The following is a 22004-nucleotide window of genomic DNA, read 5'->3' as shown; positions in this document are numbered from 1 at the left end:
GGCGAAAGGGCCCTATCGGCGATATGTCCACTCCTCATTCTCATAACGTGATTTTGCCAACTCCTGCACATCTTTTTCCTGGGCAGGAGTTAATTCGTAACGGGATAATTGAATCCCCAGTCCTCGTTCAAAGCCTTCCGTAAATGCCGCGCGTATATCGCCGGCGTCCAACTTTTCATTCGTTAAGTCATTGATGGGCACCGCTTTGTCCGCAAACGCTTTTTGCATTCGCCTGCGCACGCGTTCATTCGGATACAAAAAGACGTCAAAAAGTTGTTCTGTGTCCAAGTCGATTAAGAGAACGCCGTGTTGCATGATCACGCCCTTCTGGCGCGTTTGCGCACTTCCGGAAATTTTACGTCCTTCGACAACCATCTCATACCAGGAAGGTGCATCAAAGCAAACGGCTGACCTCGGTTGTTTCAGTTCCTCCCGCTCACTTTCAGATGATGGAACCGAAAAATAAGCGTTCAACCCCAAAGCTTTAAACCCTTCCAAAAGTCCCGTCGAAATCACTCGATAGGCTTCGGTCACCGTCGCCGGCATGTAGGGATGATCTTCAGACACGATCACGCTGTACGTTAATTCCTTATCATGCAAAACCCCTCGTCCGCCTGTCGGGCGTCTAACCAATCCCAATCCATGCCGCTCTACCGCTTCCAGGTCGATTTCTTTATGTATCTTTTGAAAATAACCGATGGAAAGCGTAGCCGGGTTCCATTCATAAAACCGAATGATCGGCGGGATAAGCCCCTTGCTATTCCAATGTAAGAGCATCTCATCCAAAGCCATATTATACGAAGGAGAACAAGCTCCGGAATCGATAAAGCCCCACTTTTCTTTTTCCATATTCGTATTCACGCCCTTCTGTCCTTTTATCAGTTTACCAAATTTGATAACATATAAAAATCATAAAAGAATTTTTGTTTTGCGTCTCAGCTGCAAGTTTCTTATAATATGAAGGGGACTGTAAAGGGGGCGCAATCCAGATGGATTTTTATAATGTCTTAACAATCATTCTTTGGGGCGGACTAATTGCATTCGCCATTACGATGCTTATACGCCGTTTACGAACACCTTCATACCTCACGCCGCTTACCCAGGATGAATTTATCCAAGGGTACAGAAAAGCGCAGTTGATTGATGTGCGTGAGCAGAAAGACTATGACGGCGGACACATATGGGGAGCACGGAGTATTCCCCTTTCTCAACTTAAGCAACGATTGCAGGAAGTGCGTAAAGACCAACAAGTCTATCTTTATGACAATTCTGGCGCGAGAAGCCGCCAGGCCGCGCGCGTGATCAAGAAAAAAACCGGCAACGATAACCTTCACTATCTAAAAACCGGATTTAAGAAATGGACAGGCAAAGTAAAGAAAAAGAAAAAATAGGGAACCCTTGCCCTAAAGCCAAGGGTTTCTATTTTTCTTTATTGTTTACATAATATATTTATTGTTTATAAAGGTATTGGTTTTGCATATTTTAGAAAAAAGCCCGCATTTGAAAAAAGATGGATCTAAACGCGCATCACTCCAACAAGGGAGAGGTTTACATTATGTTTAGTTACGATCAGCGTTGCTTAGTCTCATTGATTTTTACCGCTGAGCTGACCGGACATGAATAATACGGTTAGTGACCCTTTAACCGATCACTCTCGGCTATTCGGGTGTTAATTGTCTGATTAGTGACCCTTTGAGCATGTTTTTGCCTCTGTTCGGGTGCTAATGACTCGCTTAGTGACCCTTCATTCCGGTTTTCACTGTTGTTCGGGTCCTAACCCGTAATTATACATGTGGATAAAACGCCGGCGCAGGCGCCTTGCGGTAATATCATTCCAAAAAAGGGTGGACAATCGCGAAATTTCCCCTTCTATAACCCCTGATGAACTTTCCTTTATAATTTCCCAGAACAACACCAACCTGTATGAATGATAGCCATAAATTGTCCAAATTCCAATTCGGTTTTATCCGCTGCACCTCGATCTACTTCAATTTCCCTGCCAAAGACATGCGAAACAATTGTTGAACCAATGTTTATGTAGAGGCTGCTGAACAACTTGCGCAAGGGCGGGATGTCGCTTCCATGGCTTCGCTTTCCGCGGACGAACGGCCAAGCCTCCTCGCGCAAGATCAGCGCTGCGGGGTCTTGGCTCGTCCGTTTTTCCGCTGGAGTCTTCGCCATTGCAGCGCCATCCCTCGCATGTTGATCATAAGGTGCAAAGGTTTAGCCGTGAGCAGCCATTTTTCCTTGCATTTCTCTTTCTACACATCAGGGGAAACCCCTTGCAACAGAAAGAATTTTTTCATTTCAGCAACCCCTAAATAAACATGTGATGGAGTTGTTGGCTTTAATACAAATGGGAATTTATAAGTGACGGCCATAAAAACACAGCGTCTGTCCTTCCTTTATATTTAAAACTAAACACTGATAGATCACACTATCACAAAAAGTGTTATTACCGATTGCGGGATAACTTTATATTACTGCTTTCATAAAAATACCCTTTAAACAAACTACTCAAATTACATCCAATGGGATAAAAACGGCCCACCATATGATGAGCCGTTTCCATCTATTCTCCCTGATATGTCAAAACCGGTTTTCTCGCGGCCTGCGTTTCATCGAGACGGGCAATCACCGTTTCATGCGGTGCTTCCAATACCAGATCCGGATCTTCCTCTGCTTCTTTTGCAATCGCGATCATGGCTTCCGCAAACTCGTCGAGCGTTTCTTTTGCTTCCGTTTCGGTAGGTTCAATCATCATGCATTCTTCCACATTGAGCGGAAAATAGATGGTTGGTGGATGAATTCCGTAATCAAGCAGCCGCTTGGCAATATCAAGGGCCCGTACCCCAAGTTTCTTTTGCCGCTTTGCCGATAACACAAATTCATGCTTGCAATATTGCGGGTAAGGAATATCGTAATAAGGTTCCAACCGTTGTCTTAAATAGTTGGCGTTCAAAACGGCATTTTCGGACACCTGGTGCAGCCCTTCCGGCCCCATGGAACGAATATACGCATAGGCGCGAACATTAATGCCGTAATTGCCATAGAACGGTTTGATGCGCCCGATCGATTGCGGACGGTCATAATCCCATTTATATTCTCCCTCTTCTTTCACGAGCAATGGCCGGGGCAAATATGGAACAAGTTCCGCTTTCACGCCGACGGGACCGCTTCCCGGTCCGCCTCCCCCGTGGGGCCGGTAAACGTTTTATGCAAATTCAGGTGAATGACGTCAAAGCCCATGTCTCCCGCCGTCGCTTTTCCTAAAATTGCATTGGAATTGGCACCGTCATAATAAAGTTTGCCGCCAGCGCCATGAACGATTTTAGCCATTTCCACAATGTCTTCTTCAAAGAGCCCGAGTGTATTCGGATTGGTAAGCATTAATGCCGCTGTATCCTTACCGGTCACTTCCCGCAAATGGTCCATATCAACGAGCCCTCGTTCATCCGTCTTCACCGTCACCGGATCAAATCCGGCCACGCTTGCCGAAGCCGGATTTGTGCCGTGTGCGGAATCCGGGACGATTACTTTCGTACGGTTATAATCCCCGTTCGATTCATGGAAGGCACGGATAATCATCAGCCCGCTCCATTCTCCGTGGGCCCCGGCTGCCGATTGCAGCGTAACTTCTTTCATGCCGGTGATGGCAGCGAGCGATTCCTGCAATTCGTGCATTAATTGCAGCGCACCTTGCACTTGGTATTCCGGTTGATAAGGATGCAAATGGGCAAGGCCGGGGATGCGTGCGATGACTTCATTAATTTTCGGATTGTATTTCATCGTGCAGGAACCGAGTGGATAAAAGCCGGAATCAACGCCAAAATTACGCTTTGACAAAGCCGTGTAATGGCGCATTAGCTGTAATTCCGATACTTCCGGAAGCTCAGGTTCCGTTTTTCGCACATAGTCATCCGGCCATAAATCTTCGACCGCGACCCCCGGCACATCGTTTTCCGGCGACGATGCTCCGCGACGGCCTTCTCTGCTTAATTCAAAGATGAGCGCTTGTTCTTTCTTTTTCATAAGGGATGTCCACTTCCTTTCTAACGCTTATTTAGCAACCTTTAACGCTTCTACAAATCGATCGATTTCCGCCTTCGCGCGCAGTTCCGTCACACAAACAAGCATGTGGTGATTTTGCTCGCTATTAAAGCGGCCTAAATCCAATCCGCCAATCATTCCCTCGGCGAATAAAGCCTTATTGACGTCTGCTGCCGAAGTGCCGACATCGATGACAAACTCGTTAAAATGCGGACCGTCATACACGAGGCTAAAACCGGCGTCCTGCAACGACGTTTTTGCGTAATGGGCTTTTTGCACATTTTGTATAGCCATTTCTTTGACGCCTTTTTTTCCGAATGCGGCCATGGCTACCGACGAAGCGAGTGCATTTAATGCTTGGTTCGAACAAATATTGGAGGTGGCCTTATCCCGTCGGATATGCTGCTCACGCGCCTGGAGCGTCATCACATATCCACGTTGCCCTTCTTCATCGACCGTTTCACCGACAAGCCTGCCCGGCACCTTTCTCATTAAGGTCTTTTTGGTGGCGAAATAGCCACAGTGCGGTCCTCCGTACTGACCCATAATTCCAAACGGCTGGGTATCGCCAACGACGATGTCCGCACCGAATTCACCGGGGGGAGTCAGAACGCCTAAGGCGAGCGGGTTGCTTTTTACAATCAACAATGCATCCACGGCATCCGCTGCTTCACGAAGCGCTTTCAGGTCTTCAATCGTTCCATAAAAGTTCGGATACTCGATGAGGACACCGGCAATGTCATCATTGAGCATCTCTTTTAACGCTTGAACGTCTGTTTTCCCCGCAGTGCTTGGGATTGTTTCCAATGAGAGTTTTGGACCGTTCAGAAACGTCTGCACTACGTCTCTTGTTTCCGGATGCACGGTTTCAGAGATCAAAATGGTCTGCTTTTTCATTCTCTTCTGCGTGGCGGCCATCAGTGCTCCTTCGGCAAGGGCGGTATGGCCATCGTACAAGGATGAATTCGCCATTTCCATGCCGGTAAGGGTTGCAATCATGCTTTGAAATTCGAAAATGGCTTGCAACTCTCCTTGTGAAACCTCAGGTTGATAAGGGGTGTATGCCGTATAGAATTCGGATCGTGAAATGACCGCATCCACCGTTGACGGGATGTGATGGTCATACACACCGGCACCGAGAAAAGAAGGATAGTCTTTCACCGTTTCATTTTTGGATGCCAACGATTGGAAATATTCGACGAGGGCATGCTCAGACAAAGCCTCGCGTACATTCAAGTCCGAATGGTGGCGGACGCTTTCCGGTATATCGGAAAATAATTCGGCAACGTCGCTCGCCCCCACGGTATCCAACATTTCTCGTCGGTCATTTTCGGTCATTGGCAAATAACGATGGTTTTTTTCCATCATGAATCCCTCCAATTGTCTTTTAAACTTCTGTAAGTATCCCTGCGCTTACCCGCGGGAATAAAACGGCGTCGGTACAACTTTGGCTCTTAGTTTCCGTTTTCGCACTCCCACAATTAGTTCGGTATCGTTGGAGGCATAATCCGCTTTCACAATCGCGAGGCCGAGATTTTTTCCGAGCGTCGGGGATTGCGTGCCCGAAGTCACATGTCCAATTTCGTTATTGCCGTCATCAAAAATTGGATAATCTGTGCGCGGAATCCCTTTATCCAGCATCTCAATGCCAACAATCTTACGAGCCGGCCCTTGTTCTTTTTCTGCTGCCAGTGCCTTTTTACCTATAAAATCAGCGTCTTTTTTTACTTTCACCGCAAAGCCGAGTTTTGCTTCCAAAGGACTGATCGCCTCCGAAAGTTCCTGTCCGTACAACGGCAAACGAGCCTCAAAACGCAGCGTATCCCTGGCACCTAACCCGCAGGGCTTAATTCCGGCGCTTTTACCGGCAGCAAGTAATGCATCCCAAATGGCAGCGGCATCTTCCGCGCGGCAATAGATTTCATATCCGTCTTCCCCGGTGTAACCGCTTCGGGACACGATCGCGCGTCGGCCCTCAACAGCCACGTCTTCTTGAAAGCGAAAAACACCAATGGCGGCCACGTCTTCCTCGGTCAACGACTGTAATACATCAACCGCTTTCGGCCCTTGCAATGCAAGCAGCGCGTAATCATCGGATACATCCGTCACCGTCGTACCCGCTTGCGCATGCTGCTTGAGCCAAGCGATATCTCTTTCACGGTTCGCGGCATTGGGGATAACCATGTATTGTTCGGATTCCAATTGATAGACGAGAAAATCATCCACCGTTCCGCCTTTTTCATTGCACATTAACGAATACTGGGCTTTTCCCGCTTCCAATTTGGACGCATCGTTGGTCAATATGGTTTGCAACGTATCGAGTGCAGTTTCCCCTTCAATCAAGGCTTCGCCCATATGGGAAACATCAAAAAGACCGACAGCCTCCCGGACTGCACGGTGTTCCGCCTTGATGGAATCATATTGAACGGGCATTTCAAAGCCCCCGAAAGGCACCATTTTCGCTCCCAACTCCACATGCTTGTCATAAAGAACGGTACGCGTTTCTGCCAAGTCAAACTCCCCCTTAATGTATTAAAAAAGACAGAACTCTCCAACGTTTTCGTTGAAAAGCTCTGTCGGTCTACCAGAAAGTTTCTTTTTTGCCTTATCCGGCAAAAATTGTCTTCGTTGGTGGCCGCGAGGGCGCTCTCCAGAGTCGCGTCAAACAGAAGTACATGTGCCTGAGAGATTCACCGTTCCGGTTTGCTCCTTCGGCGCCGTTTTGATGAACAACGGTCTCTCCCTCTGTTATCATCCGCTTATGCCATTGTATAAAATCGTTCGACTTTCACATACTAACATAGTTAAGAAGTTCTGTTGCATTCAGTGTAGCACGTCACTCATCCATTGCCAATCTTTTTTACACTTTAATAAAAAAATAAAGTTTAAAAAGGAGCTATTATGCACATAGATATTCATTTTGCCGCCGATTGGGAAGAAACGTTCAAACAAGCTTTAGAAAATGAAGGACCCTGGTCTTCTTGGGAAATGTTTCGTCTCGCTTATGAAGCCGAAGAGCTTAAAGCGGTTCCTGCTTTCGACGGATTGGTCGCCCCCACACACTTGCCGGAACTGTCCCTGTACGATCATCAACGGGAAACAGCGAGGCGCGTCGTTGAAGATATGAACGGCAAAGCGATTCTCGCCGATGAAGTAGGGCTCGGAAAGACGATTGAGGCCGGGCTTGTCTTAAAGGAATACATGATACGGGGGCTCGTCAAAAAGGCGCTTATCCTCTCCCCGGCTTCCCTTGTGAATCAGTGGACGCAAGAGTTGAATGAAAAATTTTATATTCCAGCCGTCCCCCAAAAGAAGACGTATGTGTGGGACCAATGCGATGTTGTTGTCGCTTCGATGGACACCGCCAAGCATTCTCCCCACCGGGAAATCGTACTCGAGCAACCCTATGACATGATCATTATTGATGAAGCGCATAAGTTGAAAAATGCCAACACGAAAAACTATGCATTTATCAAGGCTTTAAAAAAACGGTTCTGCTTACTGTGCACCGCTACCCCTGTCCAAAATCGGATCGAAGAACTCTTTCACCTCGTTTCAATTTTAAAACCCGGGCATCTCGGCGACGAAAAAAGCTTTAAAGCCAAGTACAAACACGACGACAAAACAACCGAAGACATCCAGAAACTCGTGCAAAATGTGATGGTGCGCAACCGTCGTGCCAATACGAACGTGGCTTGGACGAATCGACATGTTGAAAATATGAACGTGGAAATGTCGCCAGAAGAGCGCACCATGTATAATGCTGTATGCGATTTAAAACAAACGGTGCAAAATCTTCACGGTTTTTCCCTAACGACATTACAAAGGGAAGCTTGTTCCAGCAAGGAAGCCCTGGGCGTTACGATTTCAAACATGATGAAAAACGGGATGTTAAGCGAAGCCCAAGCCACTCCCGTTGTAAACACCATGCATGAAATTCAAACCAATGCAAAAGCAGAACAAGTCTTGAAACAGTTACAGGCCTCATCGGAAAAAACGATTATTTTTACGGAATACCGCGCGACCCAACTCTATTTGCAGTGGTTTCTCGCCCAGCATAAGATAAAATCCGTTCCGTTTAGAGGCGGTTTTAAACGCAGCAAAAAAGATTGGATGCGCATGCTGTTTCGCGACCACGTGCCGGTCATGATCGCCACCGAAGCCGGCGGCGAAGGTTTAAACTTACAGTTTTGCCACCACATGATCAATTATGACCTGCCATGGAACCCCATGCGCGTGGAACAACGCATCGGAAGGATTCACCGTCTCGGCCAGGAGCATGATGTCCACATTACGAACTACGCGATTAAGCATACGGTGGAAGAACGCATCCTTAACCTCCTTTATGAAAAAATCAATATGTTCGAAGGGGTCATCGGCCGCTTGGACGACATTCTCGAGCGCTATGCCGGACAGGAATTGGAAAAATACGTAGAGGATGCCTTGGATTCGGACACGGAAGGAGAGACACGGCTCAAACTTCATCATCTAACCGAGCTTATGAATCAGGAGGGAGACCAACATGGAACAGGCAGAAGTTCATAACTATCTTCGCCGTTATTTTCACGCCGGAGGAGCGGAGTTGTTGCAAAGCACGGCGCCTAAACTGGAAGTCCAACTCAACAAAACACTCGATCTCGAGCTCATGAACCGCCCATTTTACTGGCATTATTTAGAAAAAACCGGCGGAGAACCGAAACCACTGAAATTAAACTTGTCCACAGATATGAGAAGCGACACACCTTCCGCTGAAAAAGTGCACTTCGGGTCTCCCCGTTTGCATCAAATTTTCGCTTCCGCAACGAAAAAAGGAGCAATTACACGGCTGTACGAAAACCATCATGAAAAAAACCAAACAGCCTTGTACCCTTGGCTCGGATTAAACGTGCGCATTTCCTATACCTGCCACCGCAGACGGGATATGATCCGCAGCTTTGGCATTCAATTAATCAGTGGAGAAACCATTGACTTCTTTATGAAGCGACTTGCGCCGTTACCGCTTGTTTCCGCGATACCCGATTATACATTTACAATGGCTCATTTGGTCCAGCCGATGAGCGCAGTACAACGGATCAAGAAATACCTTCTCAATGATATTCGCGACCAAAAACACGCTTGGGCAAATGAAGCCACGAAACGAATGGAAGACGATCTGGCCTTGCTTGACCGCTTTTACGAAGCACCGGATAAGGAAAACGAGGCATACAACCTGGAAAAAGCAGCGATTCATCAACAATATCAACCGTCCATCGAACTAACATTCATTAACGGCGGTATCTTTTATTTGCGAAAAGATACAGGAGAACATTTATGAAAGAGGTAAACAATAAGAAATTAGTGCAGCGTGGCTGAAATAAGTGATCACCTATCATTGTGGCTCTAAAAATTGGATGCAGGCGATTATTGTTGTGCATGACGGATGCGATGCGGGGATCTATGGCGACTGGCGCGGTTGCCCTTTTCTTATTTCGGGCACCATGAGCGTTTCATGGCGACGCTATCCGCTTCTCTCCCCACTTTTCGGTCTTCACGAACCAATCACCCTTCACTAGCATCAGAGCCGCCCCTTTCAGAAGAGTCATTTTCCGTATATGATCTCCGGAATTACGATCGCTTTTCACGAAATAAAAAACACCCGTCATTACGACGAGTGTTCTTCTACATTTCAGGTGCTCCGCTTACAAACAATGTCATGACACCGAAAAAGCCAAAGACAAGAATGCTGATGGCCGAAAATCCAACCCCTACAAAGTTCCTGCGCTTCAGCTCACGGAAAAAAGAAAAAACCGAAAGAATTGCCACTGCCGTAATGATCGATCCCATTGCCATACCTTTTCTCTCCTTTTCACATTATTCAATTTCTATCCATACGGTTTCTTATGTTGAGTTTTTTCGTTTTCTTGTTTTCATGTACAATGGTTTATAGATTCAAAAAGGAGTTGATCATCAAATGAATTGGAAGCAAGCCCCTTTAGGACCTGTACAAACCAATGCCTATGTCCTTTATAACGACGAAGGCGAAGCAGTTATCTTTGATCCGGGCGGAGATGGTAAAGCCTTTGAAGCTGCCTTGAAAAAAGAAAACATACAACCACTTGCCATTCTGTTAACCCATGCCCACTTTGATCATATCGGGGCCGTTGACCATATCCGTGACGCGTTCAACATCCCCGTTTACATTCACCAACTTGAAGCGCACTGGCTGCAAGACCCCTCGAAGAATCTTTCGGTCAATATGACCGCCGAAGGGATCACCGCCCGATCTGCCGAGCATGTCATCGAGGGAGAGCAAAGCTTTACCGTAGGCCCTTTCGCTTTTCGGGTCGTTGAAACACCGGGACATTCACCGGGAAGTATCTCCTACTATCACGAACCTACAGGCACTGTTTTCTCCGGCGACGTCCTCTTTCAAAGCGGAATCGGACGTACCGATCTTCCCGGCGCCGATGAAGCCACTCTTCTCAACAGCATCCACCAAAAACTTTTGGAGCTTCCGGAAAATACATCCGTTGCCTGCGGCCACGGCCCAACGACAACGATTTCCGCGGAAATGGACGGCAACCCGTTCCTTAATGGTTTATAGAAGAAGGCGGTGAAAGAAGCCGCCTTTTCAGGGTAGTCGGTTTAATGTCCAAGGGTTGGTTCCATGAGAAAAACCGTGTAGAAAGAGAAGCTAACCATAAATAACGTTAAGTAAGCCCCGAATATGTATAAATACGTGCGTTCGGAAAGCCCCATAAAGCCAAGCCCTATAAATGCTGCCGTATTAGCAAAGAACAAAAGGGATACTTCATACATTTCTCCCACAAAAAACAATACGGCGAAGACGCCTGTCCAAAAAGCCATCACACGGTACATGCGACTCATCTTGTTTTCCTCCTCCACTTCTCGTCATATTACTGTTCTTATTATATATGAGTGATGGATCAATTGTAAATTACTTTATCCTGTTTCCCGTGACAATACGACAAATATTTGTCACCGTGATCTGCGCATGCTGATTTTTATCGCGGTAGGAATTGCCCCAAATACAGTGAACAATCGCGATTTTTGTTTTTTCTTTAGCTTCCGCCGTTGCTTCCGGCTCATCTCTTTAGGAGCCGCAATTTGGTCAAGCCTGCGCAAAAAGGATTCAATGAGATACTTAAAATAGGGGTTTGGATTCATGAGACGGTCGCCCCTCCTTCCAACCATTTGCTATATAGCCTGCCCGTTTTATTCCGTTTTTATCCTGACATCAATGCTAAGAATCCTTTGATGGGTTGGTGATGCGGAAAATGAGGAATTGTATACGCCTTCCCGGTCCATATATGTGAGGCGCTGACCTTCATCAGCGCCTCATGTATTCATTCACTATTCATCCTCATGTTCAGGATCGTCTTTTTGTACGAAGTAGTAATGTTGAGCACTGCCACCTCCATCGACTTCTGCGTTTAATGTCACCATTTCATAATCGCTGCCGTTCACCGGGGACAAGCGATAATACACGGTTCCTTCTTCAAACTCCCAATAGCCATTGCTTGATGTACGTTCGTTTTTATATGCTTCCCACCACTGCGCCTCCCCTTTTTCCAACAAGAGATTCGCGACCATGAACATTCGCTGGGCTTCTAAACCTTCCCGTTCGAATGTGAACAACACGGCTTGGTGACCGACGATTCCAGCTACTACCAGGCATAGAACGAGGACAAACGGCATTATAGCTCCCTTTTGATCCAAATATCTTCCTCCTCAGGTGCCCTGGTCGGACGCAACTGCCTCTTATATTCTTTCTTATTTGCGTTCACGGTGATGACCACCCCGTCCGATACAAGTTGGGCATGAAAACCGTCGATATTTTGCAAAACCGAATGGCCGCCGCTTCTTCCGCTTCTAATCAAATTGCTTCCGCTTCTTCTATAGGTGCGTTCCACGCCGTCGATATCCGTGATGATGAGCCTGTTTTGTTCGACTGCATAGTCCCGCGCATATTGCGCTTCTTTAGAGATCTCTTGAAACCAAGTATGAATTTCCTGATCATTTCGGGACAGATCTGAAGCCGGAGGATTGGCTGTCTGTAAAAGAATGGGGATAACCGCGATCACGGCGAAGAAAATAAACATGGCAATGACCATTTCCAAAAGGGTAAAACCACGATCGTTTACGGCGGAAATTCGAGACATATTTCCTTGTCCCTCCCTGCAGGTCCTTTCCAATAAATGCAAATCGCTTCATTTTGATGGCGCACAACATAGGACGTATCGGAAACGGTAACCGTTTCAATGTCCCTCTCTTCAAGCTCGTAACCTACTCGCTCGAGAATGCGATAGGCTTCGCGCTCGGCCTGCACTTCCACTCGTTCCGTATACAAAATCGATAGTAAAGGAACGATTCCCGCCGCGACTACGGATAAAAGCAATAGGGCGGCAGTTACTTCCATCAATGTAAAGCCCCCGTCAGTTGTTTTTGTCCACTTTTTCAACGTAAAACCTCCCGGAACCAACGAGAAACACAACGCGATAATGGTTATCGCCGTTTCGTATCGCAATTTCACCGGCTATGTCCGTATTCCCGCTCGGCCGGAAGCGAATGGTTTCCGGGGACATCGTCACGTTTTGAAAATAGACATTTTCCGGAAATGGCACTCGCTTCACGGTTTCTCCATCCACCACCACTTGATAACTGGCCGAAGCATTCTGGATATTAATCCGAGTCAGAACATTTTTCCCCATTGCCTGTTGCTGGACAAAATGAAGATCTTGCTCAAATTCGGAAACAAATGCTTCCATTTCTTTTCCCTCGTCTTGCTGGACATAGGATAAGGTCGGTACGGACAGGCAGATGGAGAAGATGAGCAAGACCACGACAAGCTCCATGAGCGTGTGGCCATAATCCTGTCTTATCATTTTATCGCTCAACGTTTCCGGTTTCTGACTCATAACTCAACGATGTCCCATCCGGACAATCAACGCTATCCACATAATCGTCGTCGACCAGATCAGTTAAACTGCTGGGATAATCGCCCGTTTCCACTTTGTAGGTTCCTACTTGCGCCTGCACCAAATCCATGGTTGCTTCACAACCTTTACTTTGGGCGACATTGCTGTTTTGTACCATGTTCGGGATCGCGACCAGCAGCAATATTGAGATAATCAGCAACACAATCATCATTTCAATTAGGGTGAACGCATCATCCTTTTTCACCGTGGTTCTCCTCCTTTACGGTTGTACACGAGTGTAACCAGCTTTTTTGTATCATCATGTTGTTGGTATTCCAGACAATTGATGCATTTTTCCAAGTAGATCATCCGGGCTTCCAATTTTTCATATTTTTGCTCCAAGCGTTGGATACGCCGCAATAAGTTCCGTCCGTTTCTATCCATTTTTACACTCCTTTATTATCCATCCAATGAAGAAATTAATTGAAAAATCGGCACGAAAATCGAAAGAAAAAGCAACAACATAAAACCACCAATAGCGAGAAACAAAATCGGTTGAATCATGACCGTCGTTTTTTTCGTTCGTTCGCCAAGCTCTTCCCAAAGCATTTCACTGTAATGGGCGAGATCCTCGTCCAATTGCCCTGCCGCCTGTCCATGTCGAATGACATCAGCGAGCTCTTTTTGGTAGTAAGATACGTTTTCAATCGCTGCGTTTAAGCTTTTGCCTTCATTCAGCTCTTTTTGCAAACGTTCTCCTTCCACTTTTAAAAACGGCATTTGCGTTTGTTTGATGAACACTTGCAAAGCATCATGCACACTCAGCCCGCCCTTTAAAAGCTGGCTCAATTGCAGGCTGACCGTGTACGTGATATATAAATTTAGCCAAGGCTTGACGCCGGGTATGTTTCGAATTCTCTCTATTTGTTGAAAAGGATTCAGTTTTCTAAAACGCCGTTGATAATAAACATAGCAGCCAAACAACGCGATGAGCAGCACAGCGAAAATAAACGGCATGCCCTGAAATACGGCAAATGCAAACGTTGTTACTGCCGGGTATTCGATGTCCATCGTCATGAACAATTCTTCAAATTGGGGGAAAACAAACAACGTCATAAAGAGGAAAAGCGTGGCAATAATCCAGATAAGAAGAATTGGGTAGCGAGCGAGGGTTCGCGCCTTTTCTTTAAAACGTTCTCTTTGCTGGAGCATGCGGCCTGCATAATAAAACCCTTGGGAAAGCATGCCGTAGCGTTCGGAAAAGTACAAGTAGGCGCGAATGTCCGACGGGAGGTTTAAAAGCTTTAACGACTCGGCCCACGGCCGTCCATCCTGCAGCGTTGCAATCCATGAGGAAATCGTCTCTCGCGCTTCCGGATGCTCCCCGTACATCATCAGTTTCGCACCGTGATTGAGCGTGTACCCTCTTTGCAGCAATCGTCCAACATTCAGAAAAAAACGAGCCTTATTGATCGCTTTCCATTTGTCTTTCCGTTTAAGCATGACTGATACGCCTCGATTCCTTTGGCAAATAGCCGAGCGATATCCCTTCCATGCGTTGGTTCTCCAAGCCGTCATCATAGGAAAGCGGGATGTTTTGAACACTATCATCGAGTAATGATTGCAACGGTTCATTCGCCAAAAAGCCGAAGATTGCCTTCCGTTGGTCGCGCTCATCATGGACAAGGCGCTGGGCGACCACGGCAGCGAGGCTTTCATATAAATAATTTGCGGGCACTCCAAACTCCAATAGTCGTACAAGTGCACCGCTCGTGTTGCGCGTGTGTAACGTCGTCAGCACGAGATGGCCGGTCATTGACGCCCGCACCGCTATCTTTGCTGTTTGCTCGTCCCTGATTTCACCAACCATTAATACATCCGGATCATGGCGAAGTGCTGCTTTTAACGCATCGGCGTAATAGAGACCGGCTTGCTCATTCACCTGCAATTGCGTAAAGCTTTTTCGGGGTTTTTCAATCGGATCTTCCACGGAAATGACATGACGATTCGTTTGCTTGGTAATTTCCTGAAGGAGGGCATACAATGTAGTGGTTTTTCCGGAGCCTGTGGGACCTGTAAAAATAATCAAGCCATGCTCGCGTTCAGCCAAAGCATTTAGGTCCCGCGAGGCTGTTTTCAAAAGTGGAAGTTGCGCCAAGGAAAGGGCATCATTGGCAGGTAGGAGGCGGGCGACAAGACGTTCCCCTTCTCCGATCGGTACGGTGGATAATCGCACGGATAATCGCCCGATCTGTTGCATCATCAGGGAACCGTTTTGGGGGAGGCGGCGTTCCCCAATATCCATCCCTGATTGAAACTTCAGATGTGCCACCATTTTATCCGCATCCGCGCGGGGAATGCGACGGATTTCTTTTAAAACTCCTTCCGTTCGGAACAAAATGGACGTATAGGCGGGATAGGGGTGGAAATGAATATCTGTGGCATGGCTTTCGTAGGCAAAGCGAAAGAGCTTTGCACATTCTCCTTGCGTGGTCGTCAATCGGGCACCTCCCTGATTTTCGTCAAGGGGGCTCTCTCACAATAACACTATTCGACACGGAAAATTTTTCTCCTTCTTTTTTTGCAAAAAAAGTATAAACTTTTTTTTGCCGTCCATAATAATGTGTGTAGAATGGGATGTAGCCAAGCGGTAAGGCAATGGACTTTGACTCCATGATGCGTAGGTTCGAATCCTGCCATCCCAACCAATATTAGAAAACTTGGCTTGTCGCCAAGCCTTTATGGGTCGAGTAGGAGGGAGCCTCACCTTTTGTATGGATTGTGCTCCTCCCCCCTCACAGATCCGTGCGGGCGCAATTAACGCACACGGCTCCTCACCAACATCTTTCACAAAATATAGCTAATATGGTTCCTTCGTTCATAGATGTTCACCTTGGCCCTTGGTTTCGGTAAGGGAAACTTAATAAGAAATAACTGAAACTTCTCCCAACCGAACGACTTTCGTTGGCTTCTCCGGTTCATCCATTTGAAAAATTGTTGGATGACCGCATCCCGGAACCTCACCACTGCGGTTACGTTGTCTGTGATACAGTAGTAGTTGTAATAACCATTCAGAGAACGGCTTAGTCTACGGACAATGTCCTTCATAGCCAGATGACGGTGAGCTTTCAGCCATTGGTTCGTTTGTTTGAGCTTGGAGGCTATTTTCTTCTTGCTTGTTTTGCGTTTCACACGAAATTTGCCTTTCTTGCTTTTGCCGCAATAATGGGTGAAACCAAGAAAATCAAACGTTGGCGGGTTCCCTTTCCCCGCCTTTTTATGATTCTCCGCAGCGAACCTCCCAAACGGAATAATTTGCGTTTTATCTTCCGCCACTTCCAGGTTAAATTTGTTCAACCTCAACTTGAGTGCATCGTAGAATGCATGCGCATCTTCATGATACTGAAAGCAGCAGACAAAGTCATCTGCGTATCGCACAAGATATGCCTGCCCTTTGATTCTTTTCTTCACATGCTGTTCAAACCACAGGTCCAAAACATAGTGCAGATACACATTCGCTAGTATCGGCGATATCAGGTTTCCCTGCGGCGTTCCGCTCTCCGTCTTATAATGTTTCGCTTGCTCCATGTATCCGCCCTTGAGGAAACGGGCAATGATTCGGAGAAAGCTCGGGTCTCCAATACGTTCTTTCAGAAATGCCATCATCCACTTGTGGTCAACATGATCAAAGAAACCTTTGATATCCACATCCACGATGTAATTCACATATCTTCTCTCTATATACCCATTTAATACCTTCAATGCATCATGACAATTACGCTGGGGACGAAATCCAAATGAACAATCCAGAAAATCATTCTCATAGATGGCGTTCAAAATGGGCGCCATCCCTTTCTGAACAATTTTATCTTCGTGTTCAGGAATCCCCAGGGGTCTCTTCTTTCCCTTTTCATCCTTTGGAATATAGACCCGCTTATCTGGGCTGGGCCGATAGCTCTTCTGTTTCATTCTAGACACTAAGTCTTCGATATTTTCCTCAAGATTTTGCTCGTACGTTATCTTGGTTGTTCCCTTTACACCAGCTGCCTTACGGTTAGGGAGTTGGTGATGGCATTGCATAAGGTATTCAGGATTCAGCAGGTGCGCAAGAGATGTGAATGTCATAGCTGGGTTGTGCTTAGCTAATTCTGCTATCCTAGCAAGTTTTGTTTCCATTCCGTGTTCCTACCTCCGTGTGTAGGGAATGTGTCCCTTGTTAAGGTGATGTCGGCGTGACACTTGCCTTCCCTCTTTCGGCGTTACCCGACGTCATCGGTACTACGCGGTCATCCGACTTCCTGCTGTCGTCTGGTTTCCTCGCTTTGTATCGCTTGGTCAACCATACTCCCTTCGACTGAAGAAAGAACAAACAGGATCTCCCGAGTTCTCGTGTCATCATTGTATCGCATGCCTGGCTCTCCGACCCCGAGGGAGCTCCGTATATCTCACCGATAATGACATACGGAGTGTCGTTTTCCGGTCTTTCGACACCGTCAACCTCCCCGTTTTAACTATTTACGAGGCTCAATCACTTTCAGGCCTACGACCTAACTGTCTACGCTTAACCCAATGGATTACTCCGTTGAGTCCAAGACTCGCTATTGATGGCTTGGTTAGAGCCTTATCAAACAGGGGTTCCACCTGTTAAATGACACGACCTATGCTCGGTCGCTCCGAAAGCCTTAGTTGCACTTATGTAGGTACTTTCTTACCTACCAAAAGTTCCGTATGAAAAGATATCTCCCTTTTCATACGGAACTTTTATCATTCACTCTCTGTTTCGCTAATGACCCACCAGAAATTATCATAATCGTCCATTCCCGGAAATGGCGGGTCGCTAAAGGATGGATCCTCTCCGCCCTGGCCGGCATGATTAATCCACGTATGCAAGTAATAGACCTCAACTTCGTCGGCACCATCCGGCAACTGTGCGGAAACCGCACCCTCATACCCGTAGATATCCGTTGCTTCCATTCGATTCGGGAATTCAAAAATCAAGCCATCCTCGACTGCCATGCCTTCGTCTTCGTAAATGACTTCTCCATCCTGCCTGAGTTCTAATTCCTGCTGGTCAAATGCCTCGCCGGACAGAACTTCGCCATTCTCGTAAGCGATTATGCCGATGTAGTCTTCTCCCATCAATTCTCCTTCCGGCAAGGTCGTCCAATTCCAACTGGCACTAAGGCCTCCGTCCTCCATATTGGCATTGATTTGTGCATAGTCCTGAAGATCCTCATGTTGGATGGTATCCTCTTCGGTTACATAAAGCCAACCCCCGATAAACAGAGAAATCATCAAAAATCCGGGGATAATGATCATCCATGCGTTTCCGCTCTTAAACATCTCTCTCCCTCGTCTCCGTCAAGATTTCCGTAAAACGACTGCATGTGTCCTCGATATGATCGCTCATTACGATTTCGCTGATGACCGCTATCCCACTGACACCGGTGGCAGCCACGTTTGCCGTGTTGTTTAATTTAATGCCCCCGATAGCCACGGTAGGGATCGATACATGACCGACAATCTCTTTTAATCCGTCCACCCCGATTTCTTTTTCCGTATCATCTTTGGAACTTGTGCCGAAAACCGGCCCGGCACCAATATAATCGGCACCTTGTTGTTCGGCTTCGATTGCCTCTTCTTTCGTGTGCGTCGATATACCGATAACTTTATTTTTTCCCAACAACTTCCGAGCTTCCGTAAGTGGAAAATCCCCTTGTCCGACATGAACGCCATCCGCATTAACCGCCAACGCAACATCTAAATGATCATTCATTATAAAAGGGACCTGGTAACGCTGGGCCAATTGCTGTAACGCGCGCGCCTTTTCAATCAGCGCTTGTTTGCCGCTTTCTTTATCCCGGAGTTGTATCGCGGTTGCGCCCCCTTTTAAAGAAGCCTCCATCACTGACAGCAACGAGCGATGGGGATGCAATTTTTCCGCCGAAATCACATAAAGTCCGGAGGTCCACATAATGATCTCTCCTCGTATAGTAAGTTTAAGCCCTTCAAATCTTGGGCAAATTCCACAAGATATTTTGTAGATTCATATGGTTTTTCCTTGGATGTCTCTAGATATTTCTAGATAATGATCATAGGATCATTTGGGACAATTCTTTTCTCTCCTGTGGTTCGACCACAACTAAAGACTGTCTCTCAGTGTACGTGCGGCACTTCCTACTCGCAGGCTGAGCCCTCGGCCTCTTGAACTCAGGGGAAGCAGCCCCTGGGGCGGCTTTCAATGCCGATGGAGTTCTGATACACGAGGTTGATGATCGGCGTTCACACTAGAGATATCTCGAGGCGTCCAAAGAACGACCGAATGATTCTACAATGAAAGGAGGAATCCCCCCATGCGAATGTTTGTCGGGCTTGACGTTAGCTCGTTTGATATGAAAGTGTGTGTGCTTGATCAAGAAGGTGATCAGCTTTCGGTTTTTACGGTTTCCAATGACTGGCCGGGTGCCCAGGTGCTCAAAGAACGGTTGCTCGAGCTCTTGGCCGATACAGAGGTTGACATCCTAAAGATCGGTCTGGAGTCCACATCCGTCTACAGTTTTCATCCATCCATGTTCTTGCATGATGACGATGATTTAAAACCCTATGGCGCCCAAGTCTTTGTGATCAATCCGAAGCAGATCGCCAACTTTAAAAAGAGCTTCGCAGACATGAACAAGACCGATGAGATTGACGCCTTTGTGATCGCCGATTATATGCGTTTCGGGCGCAATCAGATGTCCGTTGTCAAAGAAAGCCAATACGTGGCTCTCCAGCAGTTGACACGTTCGCGTTATCACTTGACCAAAGCGATGACGAAAGAGAAACAACACTTCTTGCAGCACTTGGAGTATAAATGCAACACCTTTTCCAAAGAAGTGGATTCATCGGTGTTTGGCCATGCTATGATGGAACTCTTTCTTGAAAAATACAGCCTGGATGAACTTGCCCAGCTTCCGCTTGAGGACCTGGCTCGGTTTCTTCAAGAGAAAGGGAGAAATCGTTTTCCCGATCCGGAAGCTGTCGCCGCATCCATCCAGAAAGCCGTCCGTTCATCGTACCGATTGGACAAAGTGGTCGAAGATTCCATCGATGTACTTTTAGGAACGTCCATTGAGCTCATTCGTTCCTTCCAAAAGCAAATCAAGGCGATCGATCAGTCCATTACTCGAATCATGAAAGGACTGACGCAGACGCTGGAATCAATCCCGGGCATTGGTCCGGTCTTCGCCGCAGGCATCATTGCCGAACTCGGTCAGATTGACCGGTTTCCCGATGAAACAAAAATAGCTAAATATGCGGGACTGTACTGGCGAAAACACCAGTCCGGGCGGTTTACCGCCGAAGATACTTCACTGACACGTCAAGGGAACCATTATTTGCGTTATTACCTCGTTGAAGCCGCCAACTCGGTACGAAGGCAAATTCCGGAATACCAAGTCTTTTATCAGAAGAAGTATCAAGAAGTCCCGAAACATCAACACAAACGTGCACTCGTGCTCACGGCAAGAAAACTCGTGCGATTGGTGGATGCGCTGCTACGCAAAAACCAACTCTTTACGCCAGAAAGGGGCGTGAACCTCTGACCGACATCGGCTGAGGGCTAGCCTTTCATTTTACCAGTATTTTACATTTTATTACTGGTGTTGTTCAGTGCGCGCTTTTTTCGCCTAAATGTCCTTTGACAACTTCATTTACTGTGATTTTGAACTTGACATATTACCGCAGGTCTTTGTATATTCATCTTGCACTTGATATCCCTTACCCCTTCTGTGAGAATTGTAGAAGATCCGGTTTCAAGGCGCAAGAGCAATGTGAAAGGAGAATATCATATGAGCACAACGGAAACGCTTATGGAATGGCATGATGATTACGGGGCAAACAATTACTCTCCGCTTCCCGTTGTCGTCACTAAAGGCGACGGGGCATGGGTGGAAGATTCGGACGGCTACCGTTACTTGGACATGTTAGCCGCTTATTCCGCGCTAAATCAAGGGCACCGTCACCCGGCCATCATGGATGCATTGCATCAACAAGCTGATCGCATAACTCTAACGTCGAGAGCTTTCCATAACGATCAAATCGGACCTTTTTATAAAAAACTGTCCGAAATCACAGGCATGGAAAAAATACTGCCGATGAACACCGGCGCCGAGGCGGTGGAAACAGCACTAAAAGCAGCAAGACGTTGGGGCTATCGTGTAAAGGGCATCCCGGAAAATGAAGCAGAAATCATCGTTTGTACAGAAAATTTTCATGGGCGAACCCTTGCGCCTGTCTCCTTGTCATTAAACCGTGCGTACCAAGCGGACTTCGGTCCGTTGCTTCCGGGTATCACTGTCGTTCCTTACGGCGATATTCAAGCACTGAGAAACGCGATCACACCGAACACGGCCGCCTTTTTGTTTGAACCGATCCAAGGGGAAGCAGGCATTCGTATTCCTCCTGCCGGTTTTGTGCGCGATGTTCGCGCGCTCTGCGACGAAATGAATGTACTCATGATCGCCGATGAAATTCAGTGCGGACTTGGAAGGACCGGGCGCATGTTCGCCTGTGACCACGAAGACGTAAAGCCCGACATGTTCATCCTTGGAAAAGCTCTGGGCGGTGGGGTGATGCCGATTTCCGCGATCGCCGCCAACGCCGGCATCCTCGGTTTGTTTGAACCGGGGTCTCACGGGTCAACCTTTGGCGGCAACCCATTGGCATGTGCGGTTGGAATAGCCGCGCTTGATGTGATTATCGACGAAAATTTGCCGGCTCGGGCTGAAAAACTCGGAGGCGCTTTCTTGGAACGATGTCAAAGCATCCATCATTCCGCCATAAAAGAAGTCCGCGGCAAAGGGTTGTTCATCGGAATCGAGCTCCACGAACAGGCGCGCCCTTACTGTGAACAGCTAATGCAATCCGGTTTGTTATGCAAGGAAACCCACGAAAATGTTCTCCGGTTAGCGCCTCCGCTGACCATTGCACAAAACGATCTGGATTGGGCGTTCAGCCAAATCGAAAGCGTTTTCTCGTAGAAAAGCGGCCTGTTTT

The 22004-nt window shown here is 47.1% G+C and carries 24 protein-coding genes, 1 tRNA gene, 1 pseudogene and 1 riboswitch; of the genes and pseudogenes, 7 read left to right on the top strand and 19 right to left on the bottom strand.

All coding sequences use genetic code 11. The features are described from left to right. Positions 1-12: 12 nt before the first annotated feature. Positions 13-849 (bottom strand): lipoate--protein ligase family protein, encoded by an 837-nt coding sequence (locus EPH95_RS00565; RefSeq protein ID WP_142091418.1) that lies wholly within the window; start codon positions 847-849, stop codon positions 13-15. Between the two features lie 140 nt (positions 850-989). On the opposite strand from EPH95_RS00565, the gene EPH95_RS00560 reads away from it, so the two are divergent. Next, on the top strand, positions 990-1391 hold the full coding sequence (locus tag EPH95_RS00560; protein WP_142086412.1) for a rhodanese-like domain-containing protein: 402 nt from the start codon (positions 990-992) through the stop codon (positions 1389-1391). 502 nt (positions 1392-1893) lie between these two features. Here EPH95_RS00560 and EPH95_RS00555 read toward each other — a convergent pair. The 4 genes and pseudogenes from EPH95_RS00555 to gcvT all read right to left on the bottom strand — a co-directional run bounded on the left by EPH95_RS00555 (position 1894) and on the right by gcvT (position 6561). Then, a complete protein-coding gene (locus tag EPH95_RS00555) occupies positions 1894-2181 on the bottom strand; it encodes a hypothetical protein (RefSeq protein WP_142086410.1) in 288 nt (95 codons plus the stop codon). A 391-nt stretch (positions 2182-2572) separates the two neighbouring features. Further along, positions 2573-4032, bottom strand: a pseudogene (gene gcvPB / locus EPH95_RS00550) (aminomethyl-transferring glycine dehydrogenase subunit GcvPB). A gap of 27 nt (positions 4033-4059) precedes the next feature. Next, positions 4060-5415, bottom strand: a complete 1356-nt coding sequence (gcvPA, locus tag EPH95_RS00545) for an aminomethyl-transferring glycine dehydrogenase subunit GcvPA (RefSeq protein ID WP_142091417.1) — start codon at positions 5413-5415, stop codon at positions 4060-4062. Positions 5416-5463: 48 nt separating this feature from the next. Then, positions 5464-6561 (bottom strand): glycine cleavage system aminomethyltransferase GcvT, encoded by a 1098-nt coding sequence (gcvT, locus tag EPH95_RS00540; protein ID WP_142086408.1) that lies wholly within the window; start codon positions 6559-6561, stop codon positions 5464-5466. Between the two features lie 148 nt (positions 6562-6709). Continuing rightward, a riboswitch (glycine riboswitch) is annotated at positions 6710-6805 on the bottom strand. A gap of 146 nt (positions 6806-6951) precedes the next feature. Here gcvT and EPH95_RS00535 point away from each other — a divergent pair. Together EPH95_RS00535 and EPH95_RS00530 are read left to right on the top strand one after the other, a co-directional pair. Beyond that, entirely contained in the window at positions 6952-8595 is a 1644-nt protein-coding gene (locus tag EPH95_RS00535; RefSeq protein WP_142086406.1) for a DEAD/DEAH box helicase, read from the top strand. Then, on the top strand, positions 8573-9364 hold the full coding sequence (locus tag EPH95_RS00530; RefSeq protein ID WP_142086404.1) for a YqhG family protein: 792 nt from the start codon (positions 8573-8575) through the stop codon (positions 9362-9364). Before EPH95_RS00535 ends, EPH95_RS00530 begins: the two co-directional genes overlap by 23 nt. A gap of 344 nt (positions 9365-9708) precedes the next feature. On the opposite strand, the gene EPH95_RS00525 is transcribed toward EPH95_RS00530, so the two are convergent. Further along, positions 9709-9879, bottom strand: a complete 171-nt coding sequence (locus EPH95_RS00525; protein WP_142086402.1) for a DUF2759 domain-containing protein — start codon at positions 9877-9879, stop codon at positions 9709-9711. Between the two features lie 121 nt (positions 9880-10000). Here EPH95_RS00525 and EPH95_RS00520 point away from each other — a divergent pair, with 121 nt between their 5' ends. Next, positions 10001-10633, top strand: a complete 633-nt coding sequence (locus EPH95_RS00520) for an MBL fold metallo-hydrolase (protein ID WP_142086400.1) — start codon at positions 10001-10003, stop codon at positions 10631-10633. Between the two features lie 41 nt (positions 10634-10674). Here the strand turns inward: EPH95_RS00520 and EPH95_RS00515 are convergent, their stop codons facing one another. The 10 genes from EPH95_RS00515 to comGA all read right to left on the bottom strand — a co-directional run bounded on the left by EPH95_RS00515 (position 10675) and on the right by comGA (position 15468). After that, positions 10675-10917: a DUF2626 family protein gene (locus tag EPH95_RS00515; RefSeq protein ID WP_142086398.1), complete on the bottom strand. Its 243-nt coding sequence runs from the start codon at positions 10915-10917 to the stop codon at positions 10675-10677. 111 nt (positions 10918-11028) lie between these two features. Next, entirely contained in the window at positions 11029-11217 is a 189-nt protein-coding gene (locus tag EPH95_RS00510; protein ID WP_227003989.1) for a YqzE family protein, read from the bottom strand. A 186-nt stretch (positions 11218-11403) separates the two neighbouring features. Next, entirely contained in the window at positions 11404-11769 is a 366-nt protein-coding gene (locus EPH95_RS00505; RefSeq protein WP_142086393.1) for a hypothetical protein, read from the bottom strand. Next, positions 11748-12212, bottom strand: coding sequence for a prepilin-type N-terminal cleavage/methylation domain-containing protein (locus tag EPH95_RS00500; RefSeq protein ID WP_142086391.1), 465 nt, complete (start codon positions 12210-12212; stop codon positions 11748-11750). The genes EPH95_RS00505 and EPH95_RS00500 overlap by 22 nt, the downstream gene beginning before the upstream one ends. After that, on the bottom strand, positions 12191-12511 hold the full coding sequence (locus EPH95_RS00495) for a prepilin-type N-terminal cleavage/methylation domain-containing protein (RefSeq protein WP_142086389.1): 321 nt from the start codon (positions 12509-12511) through the stop codon (positions 12191-12193). Before EPH95_RS00495 ends, EPH95_RS00500 begins: the two co-directional genes overlap by 22 nt. After that, a complete protein-coding gene (comGD, locus tag EPH95_RS00490; protein WP_142086386.1) occupies positions 12486-12968 on the bottom strand; it encodes a competence type IV pilus minor pilin ComGD in 483 nt (160 codons plus the stop codon). The genes EPH95_RS00495 and comGD overlap by 26 nt, the downstream gene beginning before the upstream one ends. Continuing rightward, entirely contained in the window at positions 12937-13233 is a 297-nt protein-coding gene (gene comGC / locus EPH95_RS00485) for a competence type IV pilus major pilin ComGC (protein WP_142086384.1), read from the bottom strand. Before comGC ends, comGD begins: the two co-directional genes overlap by 32 nt. After that, positions 13230-13412, bottom strand: a complete 183-nt coding sequence (locus tag EPH95_RS00480; protein WP_142086382.1) for a hypothetical protein — start codon at positions 13410-13412, stop codon at positions 13230-13232. The genes comGC and EPH95_RS00480 overlap by 4 nt, the downstream gene beginning before the upstream one ends. A gap of 15 nt (positions 13413-13427) precedes the next feature. Next, positions 13428-14471, bottom strand: a complete 1044-nt coding sequence (gene comGB / locus EPH95_RS00475; RefSeq protein ID WP_160141527.1) for a competence type IV pilus assembly protein ComGB — start codon at positions 14469-14471, stop codon at positions 13428-13430. After that, entirely contained in the window at positions 14464-15468 is a 1005-nt protein-coding gene (gene comGA / locus EPH95_RS00470; protein ID WP_142086377.1) for a competence type IV pilus ATPase ComGA, read from the bottom strand. Before comGA ends, comGB begins: the two co-directional genes overlap by 8 nt. Positions 15469-15601: 133 nt before the next feature. Here comGA and EPH95_RS00465 point away from each other — a divergent pair. Further along, positions 15602-15676 (top strand) — tRNA-Gln (locus EPH95_RS00465). Between the two features lie 139 nt (positions 15677-15815). Here the strand turns inward: EPH95_RS00465 and ltrA are convergent. The 3 genes from ltrA to thiE form a co-directional block, all read right to left on the bottom strand. Next, positions 15816-17144, bottom strand: a complete 1329-nt coding sequence (gene ltrA / locus EPH95_RS00460; protein WP_142086342.1) for a group II intron reverse transcriptase/maturase — start codon at positions 17142-17144, stop codon at positions 15816-15818. 588 nt (positions 17145-17732) lie between these two features. Beyond that, positions 17733-18311: a hypothetical protein gene (locus tag EPH95_RS00455; protein WP_142086375.1), complete on the bottom strand. Its 579-nt coding sequence runs from the start codon at positions 18309-18311 to the stop codon at positions 17733-17735. Then, a complete protein-coding gene (thiE, locus tag EPH95_RS00450) occupies positions 18304-18942 on the bottom strand; it encodes a thiamine phosphate synthase (protein WP_142086373.1) in 639 nt (212 codons plus the stop codon). The genes EPH95_RS00455 and thiE overlap by 8 nt, the downstream gene beginning before the upstream one ends. Before the next feature lie 379 nt (positions 18943-19321). Between thiE and EPH95_RS00445 the strand changes: the two genes are divergently transcribed. After that, positions 19322-20551, top strand: coding sequence for an IS110 family RNA-guided transposase (locus tag EPH95_RS00445; protein ID WP_142086371.1), 1230 nt, complete (start codon positions 19322-19324; stop codon positions 20549-20551). Positions 20552-20797: 246 nt separating this feature from the next. Next, entirely contained in the window at positions 20798-21988 is a 1191-nt protein-coding gene (locus EPH95_RS00440; protein ID WP_142086367.1) for an ornithine--oxo-acid transaminase, read from the top strand. Positions 21989-22004 lie beyond the last annotated feature (16 nt).

Source organism: Salicibibacter halophilus, assembly GCF_006740705.1.
Classification (GTDB): Bacteria; Bacillota; Bacilli; order Bacillales; family Marinococcaceae; genus Salicibibacter; species Salicibibacter halophilus.
Note: the sequence above shows the minus strand (reverse complement) of the source record. Positions and strands in the feature narration are given on the sequence as shown.